The organism is Geodermatophilus sp. SMS 5-13, from assembly GCF_059428245.1.
The window spans coordinates 1,990,383-2,002,076 of the sequence record NZ_CP165729.1; the positions used below are offsets into that span (position 1 = coordinate 1,990,383).

The 11,694-nt window shown below is 74.3% G+C and carries 11 protein-coding genes; 8 read left to right on the forward strand and 3 right to left on the reverse strand.

The window, feature by feature from the left end; genetic code table 11:
- Nucleotides 1–47 precede the first annotated feature (47 nt).
- Nucleotides 48–644 (reverse strand): histidine phosphatase family protein, encoded by a 597-nt coding sequence (locus AB3388_RS09715; protein ID WP_495410560.1) that lies wholly within the window; start codon nucleotides 642–644, stop codon nucleotides 48–50.
- Nucleotides 645–677: 33 nt separating this feature from the next.
- The gene (locus tag AB3388_RS09720) at nucleotides 678–2,222 is read right to left on the reverse strand and encodes an AMP-binding protein (protein WP_495410561.1); all 1,545 of its coding nucleotides are present in this window, start codon (nucleotides 2,220–2,222) and stop codon (nucleotides 678–680) included.
- Nucleotides 2,223–2,319: 97 nt separating this feature from the next.
- On the opposite strand from AB3388_RS09720, the gene AB3388_RS09725 reads away from it, so the two are divergent.
- Together AB3388_RS09725 and AB3388_RS09730 are read left to right on the forward strand one after the other, a co-directional pair.
- Nucleotides 2,320–3,294, forward strand: a complete 975-nt coding sequence (locus AB3388_RS09725; RefSeq protein WP_495410562.1) for a TIGR03621 family F420-dependent LLM class oxidoreductase — start codon at nucleotides 2,320–2,322, stop codon at nucleotides 3,292–3,294.
- Nucleotides 3,295–3,319: 25 nt separating this feature from the next.
- Nucleotides 3,320–4,243 carry an SDR family NAD(P)-dependent oxidoreductase gene (locus AB3388_RS09730; RefSeq protein ID WP_495410563.1) on the forward strand — a complete coding sequence of 308 codons (924 nt, stop codon included), beginning with the start codon at nucleotides 3,320–3,322 and terminating at the stop codon, nucleotides 4,241–4,243.
- Between the two features lie 54 nt (nucleotides 4,244–4,297).
- On the opposite strand, the gene AB3388_RS09735 is transcribed toward AB3388_RS09730, so the two are convergent.
- A complete protein-coding gene (locus tag AB3388_RS09735) occupies nucleotides 4,298–5,119 on the reverse strand; it encodes a ThuA domain-containing protein (protein WP_495410564.1) in 822 nt (273 codons plus the stop codon).
- Between the two features lie 144 nt (nucleotides 5,120–5,263).
- On the opposite strand from AB3388_RS09735, the gene AB3388_RS09740 reads away from it, so the two are divergent.
- Genes AB3388_RS09740 through AB3388_RS09765 form a run of 6 tightly spaced genes read left to right on the forward strand, consistent with a single transcriptional unit; the run spans nucleotide 5,264 to nucleotide 11,577 of the window.
- A complete protein-coding gene (locus AB3388_RS09740) occupies nucleotides 5,264–6,283 on the forward strand; it encodes a thiamine pyrophosphate-dependent dehydrogenase E1 component subunit alpha (protein ID WP_495410565.1) in 1,020 nt (339 codons plus the stop codon).
- 40 nt (nucleotides 6,284–6,323) lie between these two features.
- Nucleotides 6,324–7,310, forward strand: a complete 987-nt coding sequence (locus tag AB3388_RS09745) for an alpha-ketoacid dehydrogenase subunit beta (RefSeq protein WP_495410566.1) — start codon at nucleotides 6,324–6,326, stop codon at nucleotides 7,308–7,310.
- A 3-nt stretch (nucleotides 7,311–7,313) separates the two neighbouring features.
- On the forward strand, nucleotides 7,314–8,717 hold the full coding sequence (locus AB3388_RS09750; protein ID WP_495410567.1) for a dihydrolipoamide acetyltransferase family protein: 1,404 nt from the start codon (nucleotides 7,314–7,316) through the stop codon (nucleotides 8,715–8,717).
- A 27-nt stretch (nucleotides 8,718–8,744) separates the two neighbouring features.
- Nucleotides 8,745–9,176, forward strand: coding sequence for a Zn-ribbon domain-containing OB-fold protein (locus AB3388_RS09755; RefSeq protein ID WP_495410568.1), 432 nt, complete (start codon nucleotides 8,745–8,747; stop codon nucleotides 9,174–9,176).
- Complete coding sequence (locus AB3388_RS09760; RefSeq protein ID WP_495410569.1) at nucleotides 9,173–10,339, forward strand: thiolase family protein; 1,167 nt, start codon at nucleotides 9,173–9,175, stop codon at nucleotides 10,337–10,339. Before AB3388_RS09755 ends, AB3388_RS09760 begins: the two co-directional genes overlap by 4 nt.
- Nucleotides 10,336–11,577: an acyl-CoA dehydrogenase family protein gene (locus AB3388_RS09765; RefSeq protein WP_495410570.1), complete on the forward strand. Its 1,242-nt coding sequence runs from the start codon at nucleotides 10,336–10,338 to the stop codon at nucleotides 11,575–11,577. The genes AB3388_RS09760 and AB3388_RS09765 overlap by 4 nt, the downstream gene beginning before the upstream one ends.
- The last annotated feature ends 117 nt before the right edge of the window (nucleotides 11,578–11,694 follow it).

The following is an 11,694-nucleotide window of genomic DNA, read 5'->3' on the forward strand; positions in this document are numbered from 1 at the left end:
GTGAAGTCATATAGATGACTTCACCCTGGCAGTCGGGAGCGGCCGGGTCAATCCCGGGTCGCGACGAGGTGCGCCGTCTCGTTGACCGACACCACGACCACCCGCTCGCCCGGCATCCGGCGCAGCCGGGCCACGGACGTGTAGCCGGGGTTGTGCCAGAACAGCGCCGGGATCTGCAGCAGGTTGCCGATCATCGCGTTGATCGTGCCGCCGTGGCACACCGCCGCGATCCGGTTGTCCGCCCACCGGTCGAGCACGTCGGTGAGGCAGTCGGCGACCCTCCGCCGGAACGCCTCCCGGTCCAGTTCGGGGACGAAGTCGTCGTAGCGGCCCTCGGCGATGGCGACGGCGCGCGGGTCGGTCGGGCCCATCTCCTCGACGGCCATGTACGCCCGGGACGGCAGATCGGTGTCCCACTCCCGCAGGTCGTCGACGACGGCGTCGATGTCGCGGCCCATCTCGCCGGCGATCGCGTCGGCGGTCTCCCGGGCGCGGCGCATCGGGCTGGTGACGAGCACGTCGACGCCCTCGCTCTTCAGCCAGGTGCCGAGCCGGCGGGCCTGCTCGATCCCCTCGGGCGAGAGCGGGGGCTGGACGACCCCGGAGACGGGCAGGCCGTGGCGGATCAGCAGCAGGTCGGTCATGGTGCCTCTCGGTGCGGGGGGTGGTGCGCGCGGTCAGCCTGCGATCGTGCGATCGCCGGCCCAGTACGGCTTGCGCAGCGCGCGCTTGTCGAGCTTGCCCATGACGTTGCGCGGCAGGGCGTCGACCAGTTCGTAGCTCTTCGGGCACTTGTAGGAGGCCAGCCGCTCCCGGCACCAGGCCGCCAGCGCGTCCGCGTCGGGCGCCGGGTCCCCGGGGACGACGAGCGCGCGCAGCGCCTCGCCGAGGTCGCGGTCGGGCACCCCGATCACCGCGACGTCGACCACCTGCGGGTGCTGCAGCAGCACCTTCTCGCTCTCGGCCGGGTACAGGTTCACCCCGCCGGAGACGACCATGTCGGCCACCCGGTCGGTGATGTACACGAAGCCGTCGTCGGTCACGTAGCCGACGTCGCCGAGCGTCGCGACGCCCGGCGCGAGGTAGGCGGACCTCGTCTTCTCCGGGTCGGCGTGGTAGCTGACCTCGCGGCCCGGCGGGGTGCGGAAGCCGAGGACGCCGACCTCGCCCGGGCCCTGCTCCTCGCCGTCCTCGTTCAGCACGACCACCTGGAACGGCTCGACGACCCGCCCGACCGAGCCGGGGTGGGCCAGCCACTCCTCGCTGGTGATCCGGCAGACGGTGCCGATCTCGCTGCCGCCGTAGCTCTCGACCAGCACGGGGCCGAACCAGTCGATCATCGCCCGCTTCACGTCCGGCGGGCAGGCCGATCCGGTGTGCGCCACCGAGCTCAGGCTCGAGACGTCGTAGCGCCCGCGCACCTCGGGGTCGAGGGCGAGCAGCCGGGAGAAGTGGGTGGGCACCATGACCGACGAGGCCACCCCGTGCCGCTCGATCAGCTGCAGCACCCGCTCGGCGTCGAACCGGCCGAGGACCACCACCGGCCGGCCGGAGAGCAGGTGGCGCACCGAGGTGAGCGGGCCGTTGTGCTGCAGCGGGCCGACGACGAGGTGCGGGCCCTCGGGGAAGCCGGAGCGGCCCGAGAGCACCTCGGCGTACTCGGCGGCCGAGGCCACCGTCGTCGGCGCCCAGCGCACGGGGGTGCCGCGGGCCTTGCCGGTCGTGCCGGAGGTGTAGACCAGCGGCGGGCTGGCCGGGCGGTCGGTGGACTCGGGCAGCGTGCGGCGGCCGTCGGTCCAGGCGCTCCAGGCGGTGGCGCCGTCCGGGACGTCGTCCGTGCCGTGCACGACCACCGTGCCGACGCCGGCCTCGCGGGCCGCGTCGACCGCGGCGGCCAGGCCGGCCGGCCCGGTCACGACGGCGACGACGCCGGCGTCGCGGAACTGGTCGGCCATCTCCGCCGCGGTGAGCTGGCGGGACACCGCGACCGTCCCGACGCCGGCCAGGATGCCGGCCGCGTGGGCCATGAGCGTGGGCGCGACGTTCTCGCCCACCACGGCCACGCGGTCCTCGGGCCGGGGCGCCACCGCGAGCAGCTCGCCGCCGACCGCGTCGACCTCGCGGGCCACCTCGCGCCACGTCCGCGTGCTCGTGTCGTCGACGAGCGCGACGCCGTCCGGATCCTCGAGGGCCCGTGCCCCGATGCCTGCCAGTCGCTGCACGGCCGCTCCCTCCACCGGTGCGTTATGGTTCCCGCCAACTGGAGTCAGCGTCAAGAAACCCTTCCGGCGCCCCGGTGCCGGCGAGCGGAGCGCCGCCATGACCACACCGCAGCAGCACCCCTTCCGGTTCGCCGTCCAGGCCTACCGTCCCGAGTCCGGCAAGGCCTGGCGGGAGCTGGCCCGCCGGGTCGAGGCGCAGGGCTACTCGGCGCTGCACACCTCCGACCACTACCTGGGTCCGGGGCCGGTGTCGGAGTCCACCGGGCACCGGCCGGTGACGCTGGCGCCGGTCCCCGCGATGGCGGTCGCCGCGGAGGTCACCAGCACGCTGCGCATCGGCTGCCGGATGTTCTGCGTCGGCTACCACGCGGCCTACGTCCTGGCCAAGGAGATCGCCACCCTCGCCGAGCTCTCCGACGGCCGCACCGAGGTCGGGCTCGGGGCCGGCTGGCTGCAGGCCGAGTACGACGCGATGGGGCTGCCGTTCCCGTCGGCAGGGGAGCGGATCCGGCACCTGTCCGAGTTCATCGCGCTGCTCAAGGAGTTCCTCGCCGGCCGCCCGGCGAACATCTCGGGCGAGCACGTGCGGGTCTCCGGCATGTCGCCGCTGCCGCTGCTCGACAGCCCGCCGCCGATCACCGTCGGCGGCGGCGCGCCCCGGATCCTGCGGCTGGCCGGCGCCGAGGCCGACGTCGTCAGCATCAACTTCAACAACCGCTCGGGGGTCATCGGCGCCGACAGCGTGGCCAGCTCCGGGCACGAGGAGACGCTGCAGAAGCTCGGCTGGGTCCGGGAGGGCGCGGGGGAGCGCTTCGGGGAGCTGGAGCTGGAGTTCGCGGCCTACTTCCTGGCCGTCGAGGGTGGCGCGACGACCGAGGAGCAGCTGTCCGCTCAGACCGGCATGGCCGGGCAGGAGCTGCGGGAGTTCCCGCACGCGCTGGTCGGCTCGGTGGACGAGATCTGCGAGGAGCTGGAGCGTCGCCGGGAGGTCTACGGCTTCTCCTACGTCACGGTCGGCGACCGCGCGATCGACGCCTTCGCCCCCGTGGTGGAGCGGCTGACCGGCCGCTGACCGGGTCGAGCCATCGGGAGGGCACGTGTTCACGCTCGACGACAGGACGGCGATCGTCACCGGCGGCGCGGTCGGCGTGGGGCGGTCCCTCGCGGCCGCGCTCGCCCGGGCCGGCGCCGTCGTCACCATCTGCGACGTCCGGCCCGACGTGGAGCAGACGGCGCAGCAGCTGAGTGCCGACGGCGGGCAGGTCACCGGCGTCGTCGCCGACGTGTCCCGGCCGGACGACGTGCTGCGGGTGGTGCGGCAGGCCGCGGCGCGCACCGGCGGCGTCGACGTCCTGGTCAACAACGCCGGCGTCGTCGCCGTCACCACCCCGACCGACGACTGGGAGAAGTCGCTGGCCGACTTCGACACCGTCGTCGGGACCAACCTCAAGGGGGCGTTCCTGTTCGGCCGGGCGGTCGCCCCGCTCATGGTGGAGCGGGGCTACGGCGAGATCGTGAACGTCTCCACCGACCACGTGCACACCTGCGGGTGGCCCGACCCCGTCGGCCACGACGACGCCCCGACCTGCCCCTGGCGGCACGAGCGGCGCACGACCGGCTGGGTCTACCTCGACCTCTACGACGCCTCGAAGTGGGCGCTCAACGGGTTGACCCAGTCCTGGGCGAAGATGCTGCGACCACACGGCATCCGGGTGAACAACCTCTGCATCGGGGCGACCGACTCGGCGATGAACCGGGGGTTCTTCGGCTACGGCGACGAGCCCGGCACCGAGCCGCCGGCGGAGCTGCTCGCCTGGTGGATGGACCCCGACCGGGTCGCCGAGGTGATGCTCGAGCTGCTGGCCGAGGGGCCCGAGGGGCGCTCCGGCGACAACGTGGGGCTCTGGCTCGGCCACCCCACGGTGCTGCCGCCGCCGTCGCCGGTGCTCGACGTCCGACCCGACTTCGACCTCACCGCCCTGCCGAACCTGGGCGACCCGCCCAAGGGCGCCCGCACCTGAAACGGAGTGCCAGGGGCGCGTCTTCCGCGCGTCTTCCGCGCCCTGGCACTCCGCTCAGCGTTCGGCGCGGGCCCAGGCGGCGGCCTCGTCCGAGGCGACCCAGTCGACGGCGTTGCCGATCAGCTGCCGGTACCCGGGCAGGCCGAACGTCGTCCCGCTGTCGCCGGCCTGGACGTAGACCACCGGGCTGGCCGCCGCGGAGGTGGCCCAGGCGACGAGGTCGCTGGCCGGCGGGTGCCCGGCGCAGTCCGGCGCGGCCTCCTCGCCGACGAGGACGTGCTCGTACGTGCGGATGAACCGGGTGGGGGAGACGTCGGCGTCGTGCCGCAGCAGCGGCACCACCCGGTCCTCGAACACCGGGCAGCAGTAGAGCTCGTCGGTGAGGGAGAAGTCGCCGAGGCCGGCGCACACCGGGTGGTCGGGGGCCACCACGCGCGCGGTGTAGTCCGTGATCCGGGTGCCGGACGACGGCCACGGCTGCCCGTGCAGCGGGCCCGGGGCGTAGAAGAACCGCCCGCCGAGGGCGTCGGCCCAGCCGTCCCACGCCGGCCACCCGGCCAGGGCGTGGTGGGTGGCGACGACTCCGACGCCGCGCTCGAGCAGGCCGGTGAGCGCGGCGGCCACCTCGTCAGAAGGCCCCACGGGCCGCGGCGGCTCACCGCGGCGCAGGTGCAGCCCCGGCAGGTCGTGCAGCAGCAGGGCGTCCCACGCACCGGCGTGCTCGGGAGCGAGCCACTCCTGCGCGGAGGGCTGGACGGCGTGCGCCCAGAGCCAGCTCCGCTCCTCGGCCAGCGCGGCGAGCATGCCCAGCAGCGCGTCGAGGTCGACGCGGTGGCCCCCGGTCACCACCAGAACGCGGGTCGTGCGCCCGGCCATCGGTGCTCCTCTGCGGTGGGCTGTTCCCGCCTCCCTGCTTACTGTAGCTTCTCACCAGTAACGGGCGTGACCTGAGGCACACCGGGGCGCCCTGGAGCAGCTCCGCGCGCGGCGCGCGCCGGACCGGATGACCGAGGCGGGCACATGACGGAGGCCGGGGGAACGGCGACCTTGGCGGGGGGCTCCCCGACGATCGAGGGCTTCGGCGCGGACGACGTGCTGGACATGCACCGGCGCATGGTGCGGATCCGCGTCTTCGAGACCGAGGCCGGCCGGCTGATGGAGGGCGGCCTGCTGCCGGGCTTCCTGCACCTCTACGTCGGCCAGGAGGCGGTCGCGGCCGGGGCCATGTCGACCCTCACCGACCTCGACCAGATCACCTCCACCCACCGCGGCCACGGCCACGCGGTCGCCAAGGGCGCGCAGTTCCGGCCGATGTTCGCCGAGCTGTTCGGCCGGATCGACGGCTACTGCCACGGCCGCGGCGGCAGCATGCACATCAACGACCTGTCCATCGGCATGCTCGGCGCCAACGGGATCGTCGGCGCGGGGCTGCCGATCGCCGTCGGCGCCGCGTTCGCCAGCTGGTACAAGAACGACGGCGGCGTGGCCATGACCTTCTTCGGGGACGGCGCCAGCAACATCGGCGCCTTCCACGAGTCGGCGAACATGGCCGCGGTGCTCAAGCTGCCCGTCGTCTTCATGTGCGAGAACAACGGCTACGCCGAGTTCACCGCGCAGGACCGACACATGCTCCTCACCGACGTCGCCGACCGCGCCGACGCCTACGGGATGCCCAAGGAGATCTGCGACGGGATGGACGTCGTCTCCGTCCGGCAGGCCGTCCAGCGGGCGGTCGACCGCGCCCGCGCCGGCGAGGGCCCGAGCCTGGTCGAGGCCAAGACCTACCGCTACTACGACCACCAGGGCGTCAAGGGGCTGCGCCATCCGTACCGCACCGAGGAGGAGGTCGAGGCCTGGAAGAAGCGCGACGCCATCGAGCTGCTCGAGGCGCGCGCCGCGGCCGACGGCGTCGTCGACGCCGCAGCCTTCCAGAAGATCTGGGACGAGACCCGGGCCGACGCCGCGGACGCCATCGCCTTCGCCCAGAACAGCCCCGAGCCCGACCCCTCGACCGTGACGCGCAATGTCTACAGCGACTGAACCCGGGACCCGGCCCGCCGCCCCGCAGGAGGAGACCCGCATGCCCGTGCGCGAGCTGACCTACGTCAAGGCCTACAACGAGGCCCTGCACCAGGTCATGCGCGAGGACGAGAACGTCTTCGTCGTCGGCGAGGACGTCGCCGGGTACGGCGGCGTGTTCCGCATGTACGACGGGCTGCTCCAGGAGTTCGGCGACCGGCGGATGATCGACACCCCGATCTCGGAGATGGCGATCGTCGGGCTGGGCGTGGGCGCGGCCTCGCGGGGCCTGCGCCCGGTCGTCGACATCATGTTCATGGACTTCCTCGCCGTGTGCCTGGACCAGGTGGTCAACCAGGCGGCGAAGATGAAGTTCATGTTCGGCGGCGAGGTCCGCGTGCCGATGGTGGTCACCGTGGCCGCCGGCGCGGGGCTGTCCGCGGGGGCCCAGCACAGCCAGAGCCTGGAGGCGTGGCTGGCGCACACCCCGGGTCTGAAGGTCGCCATGCCGTCGTCGGCCTACGACGCAAAGGGGCTGATGGTCACCGCCGTCCGGGACGACAACCCGGTGATCATGATGCTGAACAAGAAGCTGCTCGGCGCCAAGGGCGAGGTGCCCGAGGAGATCTACGGGATCCCGTTCGGCGAGGCCGCCACGCTGCGCGAGGGCACCGACGTCACGATCGTCGCGCTGGGCCGGATGGCGGTCGAGGCGGCCGCCGCCGCCGACCAGCTGGCCGCCGAGGGCATCTCCGCCGAGGTCATCGACCCGCGCACGGTGCAGCCGCTGGACACCGCCACCATCGTCGCCTCGGCGCGCAAGACCAACCGGATCCTCGTCGTGCACGAGGCGGTCACCTTCGGCGGGCTCGGCGCGGAGATCTCCGCGCAGATCCAGGAGGCGGCGTTCGACTACCTCGACGCCCCGGTGCTGCGCGTCGGCGCCCCGTTCTCCCCGGTGCCGTTCAGCCCGGTGCTGGAGGGCACCTACGTCCCCGATCGCACGAAGATCGCCGACGGCTGCCGCCGGCTGCTGGCACGGGGCTGAGCCGTGGCCCAGGAGGTCCTGCTGCCCAAGCTGGGGCTGACGATGGAGGAAGGCACCATCGTCGAGTGGGTCGCCAAGGCCGGGGACGTCGTCAGCCACGGCGACGTGCTGCTGCGGATCTCGACCGACAAGGTCGACGCCGAGATCGAGGCCGAGGGCAGCGGGCGGTTCCAGCCGGTGGCCGACGAGGGGGCCACCCTGCCCCCCGGCGCGCTCATCGCCTGGCTGCTGGAGGGTGACGAGCAGGCCCCGGACTCCGCCCCCGACGCGGCGGTCGCGGCCCTGCAGTCGCCGGCCGCCGACGACGTCGGCGAGCTGCAGCTGACCGCGCCGGAGCGCTCGGGGCCCGTGCACCGGGAGGGCCGGCTGCTGGCCTCGCCCAACGCCCGGCGGGTCGCGGCCGAGCTCGGCGTGGACCTCGAGACCCTGCGCGGCACCGGTCCCGGTGGGCGGATCGTGTCGGAGGACGTCGAGGATGCCCTGGCCCGCGGCGCCGCCCAACCGGCGCCGGCGCCCGCGCCCGCCCCTGCCGCCGAGGCGCAGCCCGCGGGCACCGTCGTCTCCCCGCTGGTGCGCCGGCACGCCGCGGCCTCCGGAGTCGACCTCAGCCAGGTCCGGGGCACGGGCCTGGGCGGCCGGATCCGCCGCGCCGACGTGACCGCTGCTGCGGCCGCCGTCCCCGAGCCCGTGGCGGCCGTCCCGGCCGGACCGCGGGCCGGCCAGGTCATCCCGCTGACCGGCATGCGCGGCGCGATCGCCCGCAACATGCACGCCAGCCTGCAGGAGATGGCCCAGCTGACCCACGGCTTCGAGGCCGAGGTCGGTGCGCTGCTGGCGTTGCGGGAGAACCTCAAGCGGGAGTGGGCGGGCACCGGCCTGCGGGTGCCGTCCATCAACGACTTCGTCGTCCGGGCGGCGGCGCACGCGCTGATCGAGCACCCGATCCTCAACGCGACGGTGAAGGACGACGGGATCCACCTGCTCGAGGAGATCCACGTCGGCGTCGCGGTGGCCGTGCCCGACGGGCTGCTCGTCCCCGTCGTCCGGGACGCCGACAGGCGCGGGCTGGTCGACATCGCCGAGCAGACCCGGGAGCTCGCCGAGACCGCCCGCGCGGGCCGGCTCACGCTGACCCAGCTGGAGGGCGCGACCTTTGTCGTCACCTCGCTGGGCTCCTACGGCGTCGACTTCTTCACGCCGGTGGTCAACCCGGGCAACACCGGCATCCTCGGCGTCGGCCGGGTCCGGGACGGCGTCCGGTGGGAGGGCGACGTGCCGCACCGCACCTCGGTGCTCACCCTCAGCCTGTCCTTCGACCACCGCGCGGTCGACGGCGCCCCCGCCGCCGAGTTCCTGCGCACGGTCAGCGGCCTGCTGGCCCGTCCGCACCTGCTGCTCGCCGGCTGACCGCCGGCGGGAACTGGAGGACCTGCCGTGCCCGATCCCGCTCCGGTCGACGCCGTCCCGGTCGACGCGGGCCTGTTCGCCTCGCTGGACCCGCCGCGGCTCGCGGGCAGCCGGTGCGACGCCTGCGGCACCGTCACGTTCCCGTCGTCCGGGTCCTGCCCGAAGTGCATGAACCCGGCGATGACGCCGTACGCCCTGCCCGACCGCGGCACGGTGTGGACGTGGACGGTGCAGGGCTTCGCGCCCAAGGCGCCGTACGTGCCGCCGGCCGGCGGCTTCCAGCCGTTCCCGGTGGGCTACGTCGACCTGGGCGAGGTGCTCGTCGAGTCGCACCTGCTGGCCGACCCCGAGGTGCTGCGGATCGGCCTGCCGGTGCGGCTGGTGCTCGAGCCCGTATGGGAGACCGACGGCGCGCCGGTCGTCACCTACGCCTTCGCGCCCGCTGAGGAGGACGCATGAGAGCGGACGACGTCTACGTGGTCGGCGGCGGCATGCACCCGTTCGGCCGGCACGAGGGGGTCACCGGCCTGGACATGGCCGAGCACGCCCTCCGCGCGGCGCTCGCCGACGCCGGCGTGGCCTGGACCGACGTCGACTTCGCCGTCGGCGGCAGCAACGTCTCCGGGAAGCCGGACTCGCTGGTCGCCCGGCTCGGCCTCACCGGCCTGCCGTTCACGACGGTGCGCAACGGCTGCGCGACCGGCGGGGTGGCGATGGCCACCGCGGTGAGCGCGCTGCAGTCCCGGCGGGCCGACCTGGTCGCCGTCGTCGGGTTCGACAAGCACGGGCGGGGCGCGTTCGGCGCCGATCCGGCGGCCTACGGCCTGGGCGTCTGGTACGCGCAGACCGGGATGATGGTCACCACGCAGTACTTCGCGATGAAGACCCGGCGCTATCAGCACGAGCACGGCCTGTCCGACCAAACGCTGGCCCGGATCTCGGCGCGGGCGTTCCGCAACGGCGCCGCGCACCCGATGGCCTGGCGGCGCAAGCCGCTCACCGAGGACGAGGTGCTCGCCGCCGCACCGGTGAACGAGCCGCTCACGCAGTACATGTTCTGCCAGCCGAACGAGGGGGCGGCGGCGCTCATCCTGGCCCGCGGCGACCGGGCCGCCGACCTCTGCGACCGGCCGGTGCGGCTTGCCGCGGTCACCCAGCGCACCCGCCGGTTCGGCTCGTTCGAGGTCTTCTCGCCGTGGCTGGCACCGGAGCCCTGGCACAGCCCGAGCATCGACGCCGCGGCGGCCGCGTTCGCCGAGGCCGGCGTCTCGCCGTCCGACGTCCAGGTGGCGCAGCTGCAGGACACCGACAGCGGCTCGGAGATGATCCACCTCGCCGAGACCGGGCTGTGCGCGCACGGCGAGCAGGAGCACCTGCTCGCCGAGGGCGCCACGGACGTCGACGGGCGGTTGCCGGTCAACACCGACGGCGGCTGCCTGGCCAACGGCGAGCCGGTCGGCGCCTCGGGGCTGCGGCAGGTGCACGAGGTGGTGCGCCAGCTGCAGGGCCGAGCGGCGGGCAACCAGGTGCCCGGGGGCCCGCGGGTCGGGTTCACCCACGTCTACGGCGCGCCGGGCATCTCGGCCTGCGCCGTCCTCACCGTCGACGAGGGGGCCGCATGAGCACGCCGGACCTGGAGACCTGGCGCGCCGGGGTGCGCACCTGGCTGACCGCGACCGTGCCGCCGAAGAGCGCCGAGGCCGAGGACGACGGCCCCCCGGACCTCGCGGTCTTCCGCAACCTCTCCGACGAGGACGAGGAGCGGCTGCTCGACGCGGTGCGCGGCTACCGCCAGGCCCGCTACGACGCCGGCTACGGCGCGCTCACGCTGCCCGTCGAGCAGGGCGGGGCCGGGCTGCCGGCGTCCTTCGCCATGGTGATGGCGCAGGAGGAGGCGGGGTTCGCGGTGCCGCCGTCCACGGAGCTGATCAGCGTGACCACCGGGCTGGTCGGCCCCGCGGTGGCGATGTTCGGCACCCCGGAGCAGCGCGCGACCTACGCCCAGCCGTTCCTGCGCACCGACCTGCTCGCCTGCCAGCTGTTCAGCGAGCCCGGCGCCGGGTCCGACCTGGCTGCGCTGGGCTGCCGGGCGGTGCGGGACGGCGACGGCTGGGTGGTCGACGGGCAGAAGGTGTGGACGTCGGGGGCGCGGCAGGCCGACTACGGGCTGCTGCTCGCGCGCACCGACCCCGACGTGCCCAAGCACAAGGGCATCACCGCCTTCCTGCTGCCGATGGACACCCCGGGCGTGGAGATCCGGCCGATCCGCCAGATGAGCGGCGGCGCCTCGTTCAACGAGGTGTTCCTCTCCGACGTGCACGTGCCCGACGACCTGCGGATCGGCGGGGTGGGGGAGGGCTGGCGGGTCGCGACGGCGACCCTGTCGTTCGAGCGGACGGCGTCCGGCTCGGGCACGCGGCGCAAGGGCGGCACGTTCGCCGACGTGCTCGGGGTGGCGCGGTCGGTGGGCCGCGCGGGCGATTCCGTGGTCCGCCAGGCGCTGGCCGACCTGTACGTGCGCACCGTGCTGCGGGCGGCGACCGCCGAGCGGGTGGCCCGGGCCGCGGCGGCCGGCGTCTCCCCGGGACCGGGCGCCTCGATCGGCAAGCTGCTGGCCTCGGACGTGCTCGTGCGCACGGGAGAGGTGGCCGCCGACCTGCTCGGTGCGCGGATCACCGCGGACACCGGCCAGCCGGGGACGTTCGGGTGGACCGAGCACATCCTCGGCGCCCCGGGCTACCGGCTCGCGGGCGGCACCGACCAGATCCAGCGCAACATCATCGCCGAGCGCGTGCTCGGGTTGCCCGCGGAGCCGCGGGTGGACAAGGACGTGCCCTGGTCCCAGCTCGGCCGCCGCTGAGCTCGCCGGTCCGGGGCCCGGGTTCGGGCTCTTGCGGTGTTGTGCACGCTCTGGCGGCGCTGTGTGCACGACCGCACGAGCACGCAGAACACCGCAGAACCCGCCCGGAGCCGGCCT

Coding starts and splice junctions, on each gene's coding strand:
- AB3388_RS09735 (WP_495410564.1), bottom strand. CDS start 5,119: ATGGCCGGGCGCACGACCCGCGTTCTGGTGGTGACCGGGGGCCACCGC.
- AB3388_RS09760 (WP_495410569.1), top strand. CDS start 9,173: ATGAGAGCGGACGACGTCTACGTGGTCGGCGGCGGCATGCACCCGTTC.
- AB3388_RS09715 (WP_495410560.1), bottom strand. CDS start 644: ATGACCGACCTGCTGCTGATCCGCCACGGCCTGCCCGTCTCCGGGGTC.
- AB3388_RS09725 (WP_495410562.1), top strand. CDS start 2,320: ATGACCACACCGCAGCAGCACCCCTTCCGGTTCGCCGTCCAGGCCTAC.
- AB3388_RS09745 (WP_495410566.1), top strand. CDS start 6,324: ATGCCCGTGCGCGAGCTGACCTACGTCAAGGCCTACAACGAGGCCCTG.
- AB3388_RS09740 (WP_495410565.1), top strand. CDS start 5,264: ATGACGGAGGCCGGGGGAACGGCGACCTTGGCGGGGGGCTCCCCGACG.
- AB3388_RS09765 (WP_495410570.1), top strand. CDS start 10,336: ATGAGCACGCCGGACCTGGAGACCTGGCGCGCCGGGGTGCGCACCTGG.